Below are 16,976 nucleotides of genomic sequence, written 5' to 3'. Positions count from 1 at the left end.
GGCCAAACTGGGCGTTTTCGCCACACCGCACCCGGCAAAGGTTGACGCGCTGAATGCGCGGCCATTACCCTTGCGCGCTGATGGTTCCCGGCGACGGGATCAAAAGGGAACGCAGTGCGAGACTGCGGCTGCCCCCGCAACTGTCAGCGGCGAGTCCATGCCAGAGAGGGCCACTGGGAAACCGGGAAGGCCGGCAACGGACGTCGACCCGCGAGCCAGGAGACCTGCCATCAGCCGAGTCCAGCAGCCGCAGCGGGCGGGGATCCCCAATGCGCAAGCACCGCCCACGCGGCGGTCGCCCGTTGCACGGACAGCCCTATACAAGAGCTGTTTCCAGCCACTGCATCATGAAGTTTCGCCAATTCGTTTTGACTTCCGCCGCGCTCGCCTGTGCGTGGCAAACCGCGCATGCCGCCGCTGGCGCGACCGATAGCGCCACCGACGCCGCAAACGCATCGCCCGCCCAGGCGCAGCAACAGACGAGCGACGACACCACGCTGCCCAATATCCTCGTCGTGGGCGACACGCAGCATCTGCCGCAATCGTTCGACCAGCGCTACGCGAGCACCCAGGTGCTCACGCGCACAGACCTCGAGCGCGTCTCCCCCGCCGACCCCAGCATCGCGCAGGCGCTCGCCACGCTGCCCGGCATCACCGTCTCGCAGACTGGCGGGCCAGGGTCGTACACGGGAGTGAGCATCCGCGGGTCATCGGCTGACCAGGTGGCCGTGTTCATCGACGGCATACGCGTGGGCTCCGTGACCACCGGCGTGGCCGAATGGGGCGATCTTGCGACCGCCTCGTTCGACCGCGTGGAGGTGATCTCGGGCCCCGCGGCCGCCTCGTTCGGCGCGGACGCCATGGGCGGCGTCGTACAACTCTTCACGCGCCACGCGTCGAACCAGCCGAACCAGACCACCGTGTCGTTCGGCGGCGGCTCGAACAAGACCTTCGACACGCAGGTGCGCACCTCGGGCACGATCCCCTCGACCGGGCCGCTTGCGGCGTTGAGCGGCCTCACGTATTCGCTGGGCCTGCACGACTACAACACGGCCGGTATTGACGCGACGCAGCCCGGGGCCTACGGCCACGAAGACGGCCGCAACCCTTACCACGCGCAGAACCTGGACGCGCGCCTTGGCTACGCGCACGACAACTGGTCGATCTCGACGTTCGCGCTTTACCACCGCTCCGATCTCTCCTACGACAACGCGGGAGGCAACGACCGCCAGCGCGACAACCAGCTCACGACCGGCCTCGCGTTCCACCTCGACATCACGCCGACCACGCAGTTCGACCAGTCCGTGGGATACGCAACGGACCGTCAGTTCCTCTATTCGAACGACCCGACGATCCCGACCGACGAGATCGACTCGACGCGCTTTTCCACCTCCACGTCGATCACGCATCAGGAAAGGGGCCACACGCTCTTCGGCATGCCGCTCGATGGCGAGACCAAGCTCGCGTACGACTACACGCGCGAACTGGCGTTCCTGCCTGTCGATGTGCCGGGCGGCCTGCCCGCGCGCAACGATTCGGCCGTGTCGATGCATCAGTCGACCACGCTCGGACCCGTCACGCTATTCCTCGCGGGGCGGCACGAGATCGTGCAAGGGGAATCGGTCAATACGGGCAACGTCGCGCTCTCGTGGGCGATCACGCCGGTCTACACGGCGCGCGTGTCGTATGGCAATGCGTTCCGCCTGCCCACGTTCAACGATCTGTACTATCCGGGCTACTCGAACCCCAATCTCCTGCCCGAGCGCAGCGACTCGGTCGAGGCCGCGCTCGATGCGACCACATCGATCGGCACGTTCACGGCAGCGGTGTACGACACGCGCGTGCACGACCTCATCTCGTACAACTCGCAGACCTTCCTGCCCGTGAACGTGGGCCGCGCGCACATTCAGGGTCTCGACCTCTCGTATAAAGGCACGCTCGGCAAATACACGCCGGTGAGCCTCACGGTGGGGATTCTGAATCCGCAGGACGTGACCGACCAGACGTGGCTCAATCGCCGCCCGCGCCAGACGGTGAGCCTGAGCGTGGATCACACGTGGGACGAGTTCCAGCTCCACGCGCTCAGTACCGGCGTTTCGCTGCTGTATAACGGCTCGACGTTCGACGACCAGCTCAACACGATCTACCTGCCTTCGTGGACGACGGTGAGCCTGCGCGCCTCATACCAGGTCAATGCGCATCTCGCGCTCTCGGCCACACTTGCGAACGTGTTCAACCGGCAGTATGTGACCGCTTATGGGTACAACACGCTGGGGCGCACGGCGTTTGGCAAGGTGACCTATACATTCTGACGCGCTGCCGACGAGCGGGTACGCTCGAGCTTTTTGGCCGCCCGCTCGCCTAGCTATCGCGCTTCGGCCGCCGTACCGCACGAATCTTCCCGCTGTTGCCGCCGCCGCAGAAGAACTGCTCACCGCCATCGGACTCCAGCCCCGAAACGGCGGTTCCGGGCGGCATGTCGAGCTGTTCCAGCACTTCGCCCGTGCCCGGATCGATGCGCCGCAAGTCGCTCTCGTCGCCTTCCCAGGTGCCGTGCCACAACTCGCCGTCCACCCACGTCACGCCCGTGACGAAGCGGCTCGATTCGAGCGTGCGCAGAATCGCGCCCGTCTGCGGATCGATCTGGTGGATCTTGCGCTCGCGATACACCCCGACCCAGAGCGTGCCGTCCGCCCACGCGAGCCCTGAATCGCCACCGCCTCCGGGCGCGGGAATCGTGGCGAGCACGCGGCCCGTTTCGGGGTCGATCTTGTGGATGCGGTCCTCTGAGATCTGAAACAGGTGCCGCCCGTCGAAGGCCGTGCCCGCGTGCGCCGCGATGTCGATCGAGCGCTGTGTCTGGCCGCTCTTGGGATCGAGCGACGCGATGCGCTCGCCCACGGCGAACCACACCTGCTTGCCGTCGTAGGTGACGCCGCCAACCTTCTCGATGCCGGGATAAGGGCCGTACTCGCGGACGATTTCGGCGGTCGAACGTTTCATGGTTTTCTCCTTGCCATAGGCACAGGGAAATGAAGGAACAGGCACTCATCCTAATCGCCCGGCAGCGGCGCGGGGAGTAACAAGGTCGTCGCGAATCCGGGAACAGGCGGCGTGGTCCAGCGGCGCGCACGGCCATAGCCGAACGACTGCACCTTGTCCGCCGCGGCGAGGGAATCGAGCGCGCGCTGCACGGTGCGCTGGCTCGCGCCGAGCGCGAGGGCCAGCGCCGAACTCGACCACGACTCGCCATCGGCGAGAAAAGCCAGCACCGCTGCGTGCTTTTCCTCCACGGGCCGCGCCAGCACCACCACTTCGCTCGCGGTGCGCGGCGCGAGCGCAAAGCCCTGCTGGGTCGCGCCGATATCCGCCACGTCGCGCAACAGCGTGCGCAAGCGGCCAATTTCCACGCGCAGGCGCGCGCGGTGCGTTTCATCGGCGTGCTTCGTGCGAAAGGCGCGGGCGATGAGCGCGTCGCGTGGCACATCGGCGGGCCACGCCTCGGCGAGCGCGCGGGCGAGCACGAACAGCACGGGGCGCCTTGCGAGTTCGACGATCGTCGCGCCCTCGCGCGCGACGTAGCGGCACGCGTCCACGACGAGCGCCTTTGAAGCGAGCAACGCCTCGACATCCTCCAGCAGCAGCACCCGCTCTTCGCCGCGCGCGATCAGGCGCGCCGCCGGCGAAGTCAACAGCATTGCCGCGCTCTGGATCTCGGCGCTCAGCGCCGGAATGCCCGCTTCGCGCGCGGCGCGTGCAGCCTCGGCGAGCGAGCGCCGCGCCACCTGCGTTTGAATGCGCCGCATGGCGATGCCCGCGGCGATCAACTCGTGCGCCGCGCGCAACGCGGGCGGCAGCGGCGCGGGATCGGCTTGCCCGAGCATGCCCGCGGCCTCGTCGAGCCGGCCAATGAGCAGCAAACGGCGAATTTCCAGGTAGCGCGCGTGCGCGGCATTGAGGCGGTCGCCGTGGGTTTCGAGCGTTTGCCGCGCCGCAGCGAGCGTATCGGTGGGCCAGCCGAGATCGCGCGCAGCGAGCGCGATCTCGGCCTCGGCGACGACGCAGCGCGCGCGCGCCACGGCCTCGCGCGCGCCGAAGCCACGCGCCGCGCTGCGCAGCAGCGCTTTGGCACGCGCGAAGTCGCCGAGCTGCGCCATGGCGATGCCGCGCAGCGCGAGCGCGGGCGCGTCGTCGCGCAACGCGACCCGGTTCAGCGCGCCAAGCGGATCACCGGCCGCGAGCGAGCGCGCCGCAGCCGTAATCAGTGAATCCATGGTCATGCGAATCCCGCCACACTTGTCACTCCCCCGCCTCCTGGGTCCGCGCCTAATCTAACACGGCGATCAAACGAATCATCGATCGAACGACGCGGCGGTGTGCTACGCCGCCACCCCAGTGAATCCATAGGAGGACCAGGCAATGGCAACCCATACCACAGGAACACGCGAAGACTGGCTTGCGGCGCGTATCGAACTGCTCACGGCCGAAAAGGAGCACACACGGCGCGGGGACGCACTGGCGCAGCAGCGCCAGGCGTTGCCGTGGGTGCGTGTCGACAAGACGTATCGCTTCGAAACCGAAGATGGCGGCACCACGCTCGCGGATCTCTTCAAGGGGCGCTCGCAACTGCTCGTTTATCACTTCATGTTCGGGCCGGATTACGCGGCCGGCTGTCCGTCGTGCTCGTCGATTGCGGATGGCTTCGATGGCATCGCCGTGCATCTCGCGAATCATGACGTTCGACTCATGGCGGTATCGCGCGCGCCGCTCGCAAAGCTGCTGGCCTATCGCAAGCGCATGGGATGGCATTTTCCGTGGGCCTCATCGAGCGGCAATGACTTCAACTTCGATTTCAACGTGTCGTTCACCACGGCGCAACAGCGCGCGGGCGACATCGAATACAACTACGCGCGCAGCGGCCACGCGATGGACATGAATCCGCCGCCCGCGCCCGTCGCCGAGTTCGCGGCGAGCTGCGGCACGGACGCGGCGACCTACACGCGCGATCGCCCGGGCCTCAGCGCATTCGTGCTGGAGGACGGCGTGGTCTATCACACGTACTCGACCTATGCGCGTGGCCTGGATGGCGTGTGGGGCATGTACCAGTGGCTCGACCGCGCGCCGAGGGGACGTAACGAGGCCGGCATCTGGTGGCACCGGCACGATGAGTACACGGAAAGCTGAGGCGCGTCATGAATAACGTCGGCATGACGGTACGGCGGCACAGCGGTGCGCCGCGTGCGATTTTCTACGGCGTTTCGTCGCTGGTCTTTGCGGCGAGCGCGGCGGTGACGTTCGTCTGGTGCGCTTCGATGGAGGCGATGGGCGGCACGCCCATGCCCGGCGGCTGGACGATGTCCGCGCTCTGGGCACCCATGTGCGGCCGCACCTGGTTCGACGCCGCCGTATCGTTTGCCGGCATGTGGAATGTGATGACGGTCGCGATGATGCTGCCAGCGGTCGCGCCGGCCTTGTGGCGGTATTTCGAGGCGCTAGGGGATGGCCGCGCGGCCCAGGCGGGTGGGATGACTGTGATGGCCGGGTTTGGCTATTTCCTTGTCTGGCTTGTGGTTGGAGTGCTCGTGTTCGCGGCGGGGGCGCAACTGACTGCGCTAGCCGTCGCGACGCCTGCATTGGCGCATACCGCGCCAGCCGTGGCGGGTGTTGTCGTCGTGATGGCGGGCATGTTGCAGTTCTCTGCGTGGAAAGCGCGGTGGCTTGCGTGCTGCGGGTACTCGCCGTCGTGCGGCCACGCTCAGCTCGATGTGCAGGCCGCGCTGCGTCACGGCCTAAGGCTCGGGCGGCACTGCCTGTGCTGCTGCGGGAATTTGATGGCGGCACTGCTTGCGGCCGGTGTGATGGATCGGCCTGCGATGGCTCTGGTCGCTGCGGCTATTGCCGCGGAGAGATGGGTGCCGGGTGGCGGAAAAGTCGCGCGGGGGATTGGTGCGGCTGCGATTGCGGTGGGGCTGGTGATGGTGTTTCGGGCGATGGCTGCATAAAAAGATCGCCGTTCCGCACCCGCGAAACGGCGATAAAACGCTCCGACTCTAACGTCGAACTCACGCCTCCAGACTCGCGCCTGCACACGAGCCTGATCGACGCTCCGGACTGTTATCAGCAGTCCGGAGTAACAGCTAGAGGCGGACTGGAGTCACCCCTGCGCTGCTGGGCGCAGCCCGGCGCGACCGGGGGGACACCCGGTCGCGCCGCACTGCGCGCCTCCTATGGCAGCTCACATGCCGCCGAAAGACTTCTTGACCGTCAGCTTGTTGGTCACCGACGTCACACCGGGAACGCCCTTCGCGATTTCCTCGACCCTGGCGATCTGTGCCGGGTCCGAAACGGTCCCGTTGAGCGTAATCGCACCACCCTTGGCGCCCACGCTGATGTTGCCCGCGTTGATCGACTTGTCCTTCCCGATGGCCGCGTACACCTTGCGGCGCATGGCGCGATTCGCCTGCCTGTCCGTGGGCATCGCCGTGGGCGACGCTGCGCCGGGAGCCGCCGTCGCGGACGCCGTCTGCGCTTGAGCGGGCGCGCTGGCCGCAGCCTGGGGCTGTGCCCACGCACTCATGGAAGCCGCCGCGACGAAGGTCGCAATCGCCAACCCAGCTACCGTGGTTTTGTTCATAGATTGCTCCGTTTTTTCTCGAGTTTATGAAGATCAGAACGCGTGACGAATACCCACCATCGCCGCCGTCGTCGACTGGCCCGGCGCGACCGGCGCGCCGTAGATGATCGTCTGGTTCATGGTCCCCTTGTTGCTGACGTAGCCGACCTGGGCATAAGCCTTGGTCGCCTTCGAGACGTTGTATTCGGCGCCCACGGCGACTTCGCTCGAGTGATTCGCCGAGTTATTGCGGTCCTTCAAATAGTAGTAGCCCGAAGTGACTTTGAAGACCGGGCTGAACTGGTACCCCAGGCCGGCCGAGATCATTTCGAAGTTATACGTCGCCTTGGTGAACAAGCTGGATGCGTTGGACGAGCTGAACGAGCCGGATATCGAGAATCCGCTGATCGTGTACATCGCGCCGACGTAGTAGAAGTTGTTGTTGTTGCGGCCGGTGGCCGGTGCGGCCGGCGTCGTGGGATAGTTGCCCGCGAACGGATTGGTGTCGTGCCCGCTGTAGTAAACGCCAGCCAGGTTCAGGCCGTAGTTCGAGTACTTGAGCACGGCCGATTCGCGCGTGCCGCCCTGGAACTGACCCGGCACACCGCCCGGCGCGTACTCCAGCGCGAGCGAAGCGCCATAGAATTTCGGCGAGTTATAGACGATCGCGTTGCTGTCATAGAGCGCGCCGATCGGCGCGTTCGTGCTGGTGCCCGGCCAGCCGGCCGCCTGATTGAGGCCCAGCCACGCGGTGAGAATACTGCCGAAGTATTGCGCGCCGCGAACGTCGGTGTCCGACATCGCGTAGATCATCGGAATGATCTGCCGGCCCGCGTCGATCGAACCGAACCAGCCCGATCCGCCGATGGTCGTGATCTGGTTGAAGACCGCAGTCACGCCCGGCGTGTCGGACAGGCCCGTTTTGCCGTTATTCGACGTGAACGACCCTTGCAGCTTGAAGTTGATCTTGTAGCCGCCGCCAATGTCCTCGGTGCCCTTCAAGCCCCAGATGCTCGAATAGATCCCACCGTCCTTGAGCTGCCAGACGCTTCCCAGATTTTTTGCGGTCCCCGAAAAGTTTGCGGCCGAGGTGCTTTGGTACAGCACGCCGCTATCAACCACGCCATAAAGCGTGACAGACGATTGCGCATGCGCTGCGCTGGCGAACAGGGCCAACGCTGCCAGGCTGCCGAACTTCAGTTTCATTGCCTATCTCCGTGTTTGGCTGCCGGGTGGTCCCGGCGCCTTTTGTTGTTGTCTGAAGGGTATTACCTGAACGAAATTCTGTGACCAGGGGACTTAACCAGCTTGCAAATAGTGACCGCCGTACTGATCGCGCAACTGGTTCTTGAGCACCTTGCCCGTCGCGCCGATTGGCACGGCGTCGACGAAGAGCACGGCATCGGGCTTCCACCATTTCGCCACGCGGCCGTCGAAGAACGAGAGCAGGTCGGCCGCTTCGAGCGCGCTGCCCGGCTTCTTCACGATCAGCAAGAGCGGCCGCTCATCCCACTTCGGGTGGCGCGCCGCGATGCACACCGCTGTCGCAACTTCGGGGTGCAGGCTCGCGACGTTTTCGATGTCGGCAGAACTGATCCACTCGCCGCCCGACTTGATGACGTCCTTGCTGCGATCCACGATCTGCATGAAACCATCGGCATCGATCTTCGCCACGTCGCCGGTCGGGAACCAGCCGTCCTGCAGCGGCGACGCGTATTCGCCGCCAAAGTATTCGCTCGCGACCCAGTGGCCGCGCACCTGCAAGTCGCCTGCGGCATTGCCGTCCCAGGGCAGTTCCTCGCCCGCGGCGTCGACGATCTTCATGTCGATGCCGAACACCGAGCGCCCCTGCTTCGCCTGAAGTGCATAGCGCTCATCTTCGGCCAGCTCCGTCTGATGCGCCTTGAAACTGCAAACCGTGCCGACCGGGCTCAGTTCCGTCATGCCCCATGCATGCAGCACGTCCACGTGGTGGCGCTTCTGGAACGCCTGGGTCATCGCGGTCGGGCACGGCGCGCCGCCGATGATCGTGCGGCGCATGGAAGAGAACGAACCGGCTACCGATTCGACGTGCGCAAGCAGGCCTTGCCAGACAGTCGGCACGCCAGCCGAAAGCGTGACCTGCTCTTCCTCGATCAGCTGATACAGCGACTTGCCATCGAGCGACGCGCCCGGAAACACTAGCTTCGCGCCGGTCATGCAGGCGATGTATGGCAGGCCCCATGCATTGACGTGGAACATCGGCACCACCGGCAGGATCGCGTCGCGCGCCGAGCAGTTCAGCGCGTCGGGCAGCGCCGCCGCGTAGGTGTGCAGCACCGTCGAGCGGTGGCTATAGAGCACGCCTTTCGGATTGCCGGTCGTGCCCGACGTATAGCAGAGCGACGAGGCGCTGTTTTCGTCGAGCAGCGGCCATTCGAAATCGTCCTTGTGATTGTCGATCAGGTCCTCATAGCAGAGAAGTCTCGATCCAAGGCTATGGTTGCGCGGCATATGCGCGCGATCGGTCATGGCAACGAAAAATCTCGGACACGTGACGCGTGCCGCGACGCTTTCGATGAGCGGCAAGAACGTGAGATCGAAGAAAATCACGCGGTCCTGTGCATGCTCGACGATATACGCGAGTTGATCTGCGTGCAGGCGCGGATTCAGCGTATGCAGCACGGAACCCGAACCCGAAACCGCGAAGTACAGCTCCATGTGCCGGTAGCCATTCCAGGCCAGCGTCCCCACGCGCTCGCCCTGCGCAATCATGAGGCTCGAGAGCGCATTTGCCATGCGGCGCGCGCGCTGCGCGAGATCCTGATAACGGTAGCGGTGAATGTCGCCTTCCACGCGGCGCGAAACGATTTCGCGCGCGCCGTGATGGCGTTCTGCATGCTTGAGCAGCGAAGCGACCAGGAGCGGTTGCCCCATCATCAGACCTTGCATGGTTTGCTATCCTAAGTAACTTTTGTTCGTATGCGATATTCGTATGCAGTGCTGCGTGGTTATGCCTGGCTGGAAGCCGGCGTTTCCACAACACTCAGTAGCAGCTTTCCGTCCACGGTCCGCACAGGAAACGTCGTGAGCTTCAGTCCGCCCGCGCCCGGCATACAGCCGCTGCGCACGTCGAAGCGCAGTCCGTGCGCCGGGCAGCGCAACATGCATCCTTCGAGCGGGCCGCTCGCGAGCGAGGCGCCGTTGTGGGGGCACGAATTGTCGACCGCGTGCATCTGTCCGTCGACGTTGAACAGCACGACGCTGCGGCCATCGACGAAAACCAGCTTGCGCTGGCCCGGCGCGAGTTCGTCGGCCGTGCCGACCGGTACTTCACGTGTCATCCCCTTTCCCCTCAACTTCCGTCGGTTCGCCTCGACTCGCCTCAGTGTGCGACCGCCAGCGACATCGCGCCGGCCATCGCCACTGGCGAGTACACGCCCGAGAGCGAATAGCCCGTGTTGAACACGAAATACGGCACGCCATTCACCTGCGGGTCGGCGAACGGCACGCGCTGTCCGGTCGGGTCTGCGAGGCGTTTCGATGCAGCAAGGTGCGCCTCCAGGCTCTCGCGTTCGAGGCCGCATTCAAGACCCAGGCGCTCGAGCACCGCGTAATCGCCGATGTCCTGGCCTTCCATGAAGTAGGCCTTGAGCACGCGCTCGATCAGCGCCGCGCTCTGTTCGCGCGTGCCGCGGCTAGCGGCAAACGTGGCCAGGTCGTGCGCGGCGGCGGTGTTCGGCAGCACCTCGATGCGCTCGAACGCGAACTCGACACCCGCGTCGCGCCCCGCGCGCTGCACCTGCGCGCGCCGTGTGGCCACCGCTTCGGCGCTGCCCAGGCGGTCGCGATAGAAAGCCTGATACGGCAAGCCTTCGAGCGGCGTCCACGGCAGCAGTTGGTGCGAGCGCCACTGCACACGCACGCGCACATCGGGTCGCGCACTCGCGAAACGTTCGACCGCCGCATCCAGATTGCGCTTGCCGATCAGGCACCACGGGCAGATGAAATCGAAGAAGGCTTCGATCGTCAATACGGCCGGTTCACCCGCGTCGCGACTCGCCTGCGCCGCCCACTTTTGATCAGACAAGTTCATGAATCAACATCTCGGCCATCGGCCATTCGCCAAATCCCGCTGCGGGATTCAGGTGACCGACTTCACCCAGGTCCACAAGGCGGCTGCCCCAATCCTTCGCCATCGCCTCCACGCGCTCGAACTGCGCGAGCGGATCGTTGCGGCTCGCGCCCACGATGCTCGGGAACGGCAGCGGCTTGCGCGGAATCGGGTGCCAGCCGTTTTCGGCCAACGCTTCGAATGCGGGATAGCCCGCCGGCAGCGGCGTTTCGAGGTCCGCCGGCGCGGCTAGCAGCGCGCCATGAATCTTGCGGCTGTGCTGCTGCGCCCAATGCACCGTGATCATCACGCCCGCGCTGTGCGCGACGAGAATGACGGGACCGTCGATCTTCGCGAGCGCCGCGTCGAGCGCGGCCACGCGCGCCGCGCAGCTCAGTTTGTCGTGCTCGAGAGGCGGCACCGAGGCCGCCTTGGGCAGCCGGCTTTCCAGCAGCGTCTGCCAGTGCTCCGCCACGTGGTCGCGCAACCCCGGGACCATCAGAATGGTCGGTGTGGTTTCAAGCGTCATTTGTTTTGGTCTCCTGCGCGCTTCAGTACGGCTTGTCGCCGATAATGCCGGCGCGTTCCATCTTGCGGTGACACGGCGGATAGTCCATCACTGCATAGTGCTGGGTGCTGCGGTTGTCCCAGATCGCGATGCTGTTCGGCTTCCAGCGCCAGCGTACCTGGTACTCCGGAATATAGGCCTGGCTCACGAGATAGCGCAGCAGGTCGCCCGCGCCCGGGTTGGCGTCCTGACCGTAGCGCACACGATCGGGCGTGTGATAGTTCGTGATGTGCGTCGCAAACGCGCTCACGAACAGCACCTTCTCGCCGGTTTCCGGATGCGTGCGCACCACCGGGTGTTCCGCGTCAGGAAACTGCGCCCGCAGGGCATGGCGCTTTTCGATCGGCATGGCCGCACCAAAGCTCGCCTCGATGCTGTGGCGCGCATACAGGCCGTCGATCTGCGCCTTCACGTGTTCCGGCAGCTTCTCGTAGGCGAGCACCATGTTCGCCCACATCGTGTCGCCGCCCACGGGCGGGCACTCCACGCAGCGCAGCACCGCGCCGAACTGCGGCGCCTCGCGCCAGGTGGCGTCCGCGTGCCACGCGTTTTCGTAACGGTCGTTGGGCTGCTCCGGGTTCTTGTAGATGCGCACGAGGCCCGGATGCTCCGGGTCACTGCCCGCCACCGGATGATCCTCCAGCTCGCCGAAGCGGCGCGCGAACGCCACGTGCTCGGTGCGCGTGATGTTCTGGTCGCGCAGGAACAGCACACGGTGCTTGAGCAGCGCCGCGCGAATCTCGGCGAAGAGCGCGTCGTCGTGAACGGCATCGGCGAGATTCACGCCGGTCAGTTCCGCGCCGATGGCATAGGTCAGTTGTTCGACTTTCATGCTGCGCTCCTCAGATGACGAAGACCGACGACCCCGTCGTCTTGCGCGCTTCGAGGTCGCGGTGCGCCTGCACCGCGTCTTCCAGCGCGTAACGCTGGTTCAGTTCGATCTTGATGCGGCCCGCGGCAACGTGCCCGAACAGCTCGGAAGCCAGCTCGTTCTTTTCCGCGGGGTCGGCGATATAGTCCGCCAGCGCCGGGCGCGTGAGATAGAGCGAGCCCTTCATCGCGAGGATCTGCGGATTGAACGGCGGAATCGGGCCCGAAGCCGTGCCGACGCAAACCATCAGGCCGCGGCGCTTGAGCGAGTCGAGCGACGCTTCGAAGGTGTCCTTGCCCACGCTGTCGAACACCACGTTCACGCCCACGCCGTTCGTCAGTTCGCGCACGCGCTTCGCGACATCTTCGCGGCCGTAGTAAATGATGTGGTCGCAACCATGTGCGCGCGCCACTTCGCCTTTCGCCTCGTTCGACACCGTGCCGATCACCGTGAGGCCCAGCAGCTTCGCCCACTGCGAGACGATCAGGCCGACACCGCCCGCGGCTGCATGCAGCAGGATCGTGTCGCCGGCCTTGAAGTCGTGGATGCGGCGCATGAGGTACGACGACGTGAGGCCTCGCATGGTCATGCCGGCCGCCGTTTCGCACGCAATCGCGTCGGGCAGCTTGATGAGGGGCGCCGCCGGGATCAGGCGTTCGGTGCTGTACGCGCCGAGCGTGTTGATGAAACCGGTGTAGGTCACGCGGTCGCCCACTGCGACGTTGGTCACCTCGGGGCCCACGGCCTCGACCACGCCCGCGGCTTCCACGCCCATGCCGGCAGGCAGCGGAACGGGGTACAGGCCGGAGCGGAAGTAGGTATCGGCGAAATTCAGGCCGACTGCCTCATGGCGCAGGCGGACCTGCCCGGGGCCGGGGTCGCCCACTTCGACGCTTTCGTAGCGCAAGACTTCGGGACCACCGGTTTCATAAAAGCGTACTGCCTTCGCCATGTTCAATCTCCTATCCTTTACTCGAACGCATTGACTCAAACTCAGTCAAGCTGACTCAAACTGCAAATTCAAATTCATCGTTGTGCGTGACCACCGGCTTCTTCGCGCAGTGTGTTCACACGATCCAGATCGACGGCGTAATTGCGCTTGCCGATCAGGAAAACAGCTGCTGCCACGAGCGGCGCGAACGGCACGAGCTGCAGCGCGCCAAGCAAGCCGATGTGATCCGCGGCGATGCCCGTGAGCACCGCGGCGGGCGCAAGACCGAGCAGGTTGTTCGCCAGCGTGAGCGTGGCGAACGCCGAAGCGTGGATCGAAGGCGGCGTGAGGTTCGCCACCATCGCGCCCGAGGGGCCCGCTGCGCCTGCGCAGAAGAACATGGCCACGCCGATCAGGACGAGCTGCGCCGGGCCAGCCGGGATGCGCAAGCCGACCGCGAGCAGCGCGAAACAGATCAGACAGTAGGCGATGGCGATGGTCCATTTCCGGCCGCCGTTATCCTTGCTGAAGCGGTCCGCGAGGTTGCCGCACACCACCATGCCAACGCCTGTCACCAGCACGAACAGCGCGGCGGTTGCAGCCGCTTTGCCGGTCGCCATGCCGTAATAGCGGTTCAAAAAGCTCGGCAGCCAGCTCCACACGGCCGCGGGCACGAGCAGATGCACGCCGCTGCCCACATACGCGCACACCACGGAGCGCGTCGAAAAGAGGCCCTTGAGCAGCGCGCGCAGGCTCATGCGCATCCCAAGGCTATGCGCGTCGCGGCTCGCGCTTGCCGGCTGCAGCGTGGCAATCCGCTTTTCCGTGACGACGATGCGATAGATCACGACCAGCACGATCCCCATGAGCGCCATCGCGCCAAACGCCGCGCGCCAGCCGTGCTGCGCCGCGACTGCGCCGCCCAGCGCCATACCGAGCACCGAACCGAACGCGCCGCCCGCCATGAAGGCGCCGGTGATCGTGGAGCGCAGCCGCACCGGGAAAATACTCAGGACAACTGCAATACCCACGCTGCCATAGGCCGCTTCGCCGATACCCACGAAGGCGCGCGCGAGCAGCATTTCTCCGTAGTTCGTCGAGAGTGCGCAGCCCAGCGTGGCGATGCTCCACAGCGCCGCCATCAGGACGATGCTCTTCACGCGGCCCCAGCGGTCGGCGAGCACCGAAAGCGGAAACGTGAGCACGCCCACCATCAGCGCGACCACGCTGCTCAGCGAGCCGAGCTGCGTGTCGGAGAGACTCCATGAGGTCTTGAGCAGCGGGAACACTGCATTCAGGACCTGACGCGACATGTAGTCCGAAAGCAGCAGCCCGACCGTCAAGGCGAACACCACCCACGCATAAGCGGGCACGCTCGTCTCGGTCGTCGTCAATTCGCCCGCAGTGGGCTCGGCATGCGTGAGCATGGGTTGTCTCCTAGGTAGCCCGCTCTTCGTCGGGTTCCGTTGTTCTCTCAGGTCTGCCGGCTGGCAGGAGGCCAGCGCCAAACACCCGTTTCAAGGCCCGGCACGCATGCGCGCCGGGCCCTACTTTCATTACGCCGCGCGCAGCGGCAGGTTCTTCACGCCGGCCACGCGGTTCGGCGCCATGCCGTTGGCCGCGAGCGTTTCGTCGACGGTGTCGTACTGCACGCCAATGCGGTAGATCTCGCGCGCTTCCTTGCCCGTGGCAATTTCGCGGCCCAGTTCGCGCGCCACGCGCACGCACTGCTCGATCTGCTGCACGGACGTGAAACGCTTGCCGTGCTGGTCGATGATCGTGTCTTCGATGCCGCAGCGCGGATGCAGGCCCATGGCCATCGCCATCATGTTGAACGGCAGCACGTTCTTGAGCAGCGATTCCGCCGTGACCGTGCAGCCATCGGGCGCGCGGTGCACGAAGTTGAGGAAGTTGAACGGGTTCGGGCCGTCGAAGCCGCCGCCGATACCGATCCACGTGAGGTTCAGCGGGCCCTTGTACGCGCCCTTGCGCACGAGGCGATCGAGCGTTTCGAGCGCGTGGATGCCCGTGAGCTGGAAGTGCGGCTGGATGCCCGAAGCCTGCAGGCGGCGCAGATGCTCCTCCACCCATGCCGGGCCGGCCGGCACCGTCATTTCGCTATACGCGGCCATCAGTGCCGGGTGCGCCAGGGAAGTGCCCTCCAGGTATTCCGGGTACAGCAGCTCCATGATGTTCATCTGCGTGGTGTTGATCGCCACGGTCACCTGGTCCGGCTTCGGTTCGAGGTCGGCCAGCATGTGGCGCGTGTCGTCCGAGAGCCACTTGGCGGCCTGGCCGTCGTCTTCCGGCGCGAACGAGATCGAGCCGCCCACCTGGATGATCATGTCCGGCACCGCGGCGCGCACGCCCGCGATCAGCTCGTTGAACTTCGAGAGACGCTTGGAGCCCTTGCCGTCGAGTTCGCGCACATGGAGGTGCAGCACCGTTGCGCCCGCGTTGTAGCAGTCCACGGCCTTCTGGATCTGCTCTTCCATCGTCACCGGAATGTCTTCCGGGAAATCTTCGGGCATCCATTCCGGGCCATACGGCGCGGTGGTGATCACAACCTTGTCCTGGTTCTCAGGGTGCAGCGAATCGTCGAGGAATTGCATCGTGTTCTCCAATATGGGGACGGTATTTCAACGTTTGGCAACGTGGCCTGGCGCCTGAAATACCGCTCGGAACCTGGTTGATCCGTTCAGATGCACGATACGGCAATCCTGCGGTACACTTTTCTGATCGCGCGCCATCGTTTTAGTTTTTCGCGCCACCAGGCGTTAACACCGATATCAGCGCGCGCGCATGTTTGTCGAGCTGACAAGGCCCGGCAAGGGCGCGGCATCGAGGAGACACGACAATGGAAACGACCCTGAGCTCGGTCTCGCTGAGCGGCTATTTCGACGTGGCGAAGCGCGTGGGACTGAACCCGGTCGAGCTTGCGCACGAAACGGGTGTGGACGCCGCGGCGCTCGCGAACCCGGACCACCGCATTCCTGCCGCCGCCGCGTGCCGGTTGCTGGAGCGTTCGGCGCAAAAGGCCGCGTGCCCCACGTTCGCGCTGCAAATGGCCGAGACGCGCCACAAGTTCGGCAGCGGCGTGGTCAACATTCTGCTCGCGCACAAGCGCACGCTGCGCGAAGTGCTGCTCGCCACCGCCGAGTACCGGCATCTGCTCAACGAAGCGCTCGCGGTGTATGTCGAAGATACGGGCGCGACGGTCACGATCCGCGAGGAACTGGTCGTCGATCCTGGCACGCCGACGTACCAGGCCATCGAGCTTGCGGTGGGCGTGCTCGCGCGCCACTCCAGCGCGCTGCTGGGCGAGCACTGGAAACCGCGCGCCGTGCATTTCGTTCATCGGGCACCGGCCAATCTCACGTATCACCGGCGCTTTTTCGGCTGTCCGCTGGAATTCGGCAGCGACTTCAACGGCATCGTGTGCACGGCCGCCGACCTCGACTACCCGAACCCGGCCGCCGACCCGGAGCTGGTGCGCTACGCGGAAAGCCTCGCCGAATCGCTCAACGTGACAGGCGACGATTCCGCCGCGCTCGAGGTGCGCAAGGCGATCTACCTGCTGCTGCCGCTCGAACAGGCCAACGTCGAAGGGGTGGCGGCGCATCTGCGCCTGAGCGTGCGCACCATGCAGCGCCAGCTCGGGGCTGCCAGTACGAGCTTCACGCAGCTCGTGGAGGAAGTGCGGGGCGAACTCGCCGTGCGCTACATGAGCAACCCGCGCTACCCGATAGGGCGGGTTTCCGACCTGCTCGGCTATGCGCAGCAGGGCTCGTTCACGAACTGGTTCAGTGCGCGCTTTGGGATGACGCCGCGCGACTGGCGCAATAGCCATTTGAAGTGACCGGACTATGGCGCGCGTGCCCCGCGCCCTGGCCCTTTAGT

General features: G+C 65.4%; 16 protein-coding genes and 1 riboswitch. Of the genes, 4 read left to right on the top strand and 12 right to left on the bottom strand.

Translation table 11 applies throughout. The annotated features are described in order from the left end of the window. Positions 1-64: 64 nt before the first annotated feature. Positions 65-246: riboswitch (cobalamin riboswitch) on the top strand. A 101-nt stretch (positions 247-347) separates the two neighbouring features. Beyond that, positions 348-2,312 carry a TonB-dependent receptor domain-containing protein gene (locus L0U83_RS28900; RefSeq protein WP_233887559.1) on the top strand — a complete coding sequence of 655 codons (1,965 nt, stop codon included), beginning with the start codon at positions 348-350 and terminating at the stop codon, positions 2,310-2,312. Positions 2,313-2,361: 49 nt separating this feature from the next. Here the strand turns inward: L0U83_RS28900 and L0U83_RS28895 are convergent, their stop codons facing one another. Beyond that, complete coding sequence (locus tag L0U83_RS28895; RefSeq protein WP_233887558.1) at positions 2,362-3,003, bottom strand: Vgb family protein; 642 nt, start codon at positions 3,001-3,003, stop codon at positions 2,362-2,364. A gap of 50 nt (positions 3,004-3,053) precedes the next feature. Then, a complete protein-coding gene (locus L0U83_RS28890) occupies positions 3,054-4,274 on the bottom strand; it encodes a helix-turn-helix domain-containing protein (RefSeq protein WP_233887557.1) in 1,221 nt (406 codons plus the stop codon). 145 nt (positions 4,275-4,419) lie between these two features. Between L0U83_RS28890 and L0U83_RS28885 the strand changes: the two genes are divergently transcribed. Together L0U83_RS28885 and L0U83_RS28880 are read left to right on the top strand one after the other, a co-directional pair. Further along, a complete protein-coding gene (locus L0U83_RS28885) occupies positions 4,420-5,184 on the top strand; it encodes a DUF899 domain-containing protein (protein ID WP_233887556.1) in 765 nt (254 codons plus the stop codon). 8 nt (positions 5,185-5,192) lie between these two features. After that, the gene (locus L0U83_RS28880) at positions 5,193-6,002 is read left to right on the top strand and encodes a copper chaperone (RefSeq protein WP_233887555.1); all 810 of its coding nucleotides are present in this window, start codon (positions 5,193-5,195) and stop codon (positions 6,000-6,002) included. A gap of 233 nt (positions 6,003-6,235) precedes the next feature. Here L0U83_RS28880 and L0U83_RS28875 read toward each other — a convergent pair whose 3' ends face one another. From L0U83_RS28875 to L0U83_RS28830, 10 genes are all read right to left on the bottom strand, one after another. Continuing rightward, the gene (locus L0U83_RS28875; protein ID WP_233887554.1) at positions 6,236-6,634 is read right to left on the bottom strand and encodes a BON domain-containing protein; all 399 of its coding nucleotides are present in this window, start codon (positions 6,632-6,634) and stop codon (positions 6,236-6,238) included. A 33-nt stretch (positions 6,635-6,667) separates the two neighbouring features. Continuing rightward, positions 6,668-7,819, bottom strand: coding sequence for a porin (locus tag L0U83_RS28870; protein ID WP_233887553.1), 1,152 nt, complete (start codon positions 7,817-7,819; stop codon positions 6,668-6,670). Positions 7,820-7,912: 93 nt separating this feature from the next. Continuing rightward, positions 7,913-9,544: a 3-(methylthio)propionyl-CoA ligase gene (locus L0U83_RS28865; RefSeq protein ID WP_233887552.1), complete on the bottom strand. Its 1,632-nt coding sequence runs from the start codon at positions 9,542-9,544 to the stop codon at positions 7,913-7,915. 59 nt (positions 9,545-9,603) lie between these two features. After that, positions 9,604-9,936, bottom strand: coding sequence for a Rieske (2Fe-2S) protein (locus L0U83_RS28860; protein ID WP_233887551.1), 333 nt, complete (start codon positions 9,934-9,936; stop codon positions 9,604-9,606). A 41-nt stretch (positions 9,937-9,977) separates the two neighbouring features. Then, positions 9,978-10,688: a DsbA family oxidoreductase gene (locus tag L0U83_RS28855; RefSeq protein ID WP_233887550.1), complete on the bottom strand. Its 711-nt coding sequence runs from the start codon at positions 10,686-10,688 to the stop codon at positions 9,978-9,980. Beyond that, positions 10,675-11,235, bottom strand: a complete 561-nt coding sequence (locus L0U83_RS28850) for an RBBP9/YdeN family alpha/beta hydrolase (protein WP_233887549.1) — start codon at positions 11,233-11,235, stop codon at positions 10,675-10,677. The genes L0U83_RS28855 and L0U83_RS28850 overlap by 14 nt, the downstream gene beginning before the upstream one ends. 22 nt (positions 11,236-11,257) lie before the next feature. Beyond that, entirely contained in the window at positions 11,258-12,106 is an 849-nt protein-coding gene (locus tag L0U83_RS28845; protein ID WP_233886901.1) for a TauD/TfdA dioxygenase family protein, read from the bottom strand. Between the two features lie 10 nt (positions 12,107-12,116). Next, the gene (locus L0U83_RS28840) at positions 12,117-13,097 is read right to left on the bottom strand and encodes a quinone oxidoreductase family protein (RefSeq protein ID WP_233886900.1); all 981 of its coding nucleotides are present in this window, start codon (positions 13,095-13,097) and stop codon (positions 12,117-12,119) included. A gap of 74 nt (positions 13,098-13,171) precedes the next feature. Then, entirely contained in the window at positions 13,172-14,503 is a 1,332-nt protein-coding gene (locus L0U83_RS28835) for an MFS transporter (protein ID WP_233887548.1), read from the bottom strand. A gap of 129 nt (positions 14,504-14,632) precedes the next feature. Continuing rightward, complete coding sequence (locus L0U83_RS28830) at positions 14,633-15,688, bottom strand: beta-keto acid cleavage family enzyme (protein ID WP_233887547.1); 1,056 nt, start codon at positions 15,686-15,688, stop codon at positions 14,633-14,635. Between the two features lie 245 nt (positions 15,689-15,933). On the opposite strand from L0U83_RS28830, the gene L0U83_RS28825 reads away from it, so the two are divergent. Further along, a complete protein-coding gene (locus L0U83_RS28825) occupies positions 15,934-16,935 on the top strand; it encodes an AraC family transcriptional regulator (protein ID WP_233887546.1) in 1,002 nt (333 codons plus the stop codon). Positions 16,936-16,976: the final 41 nt, after the last annotated feature.

This window comes from Paraburkholderia flagellata (assembly GCF_021390645.1).
GTDB lineage: Bacteria > Pseudomonadota > Gammaproteobacteria > Burkholderiales > Burkholderiaceae > Paraburkholderia > Paraburkholderia flagellata.
The sequence above is the reverse complement of the archived record's forward strand: the minus strand, read 5'-3'. Positions and strand labels throughout refer to the sequence as shown.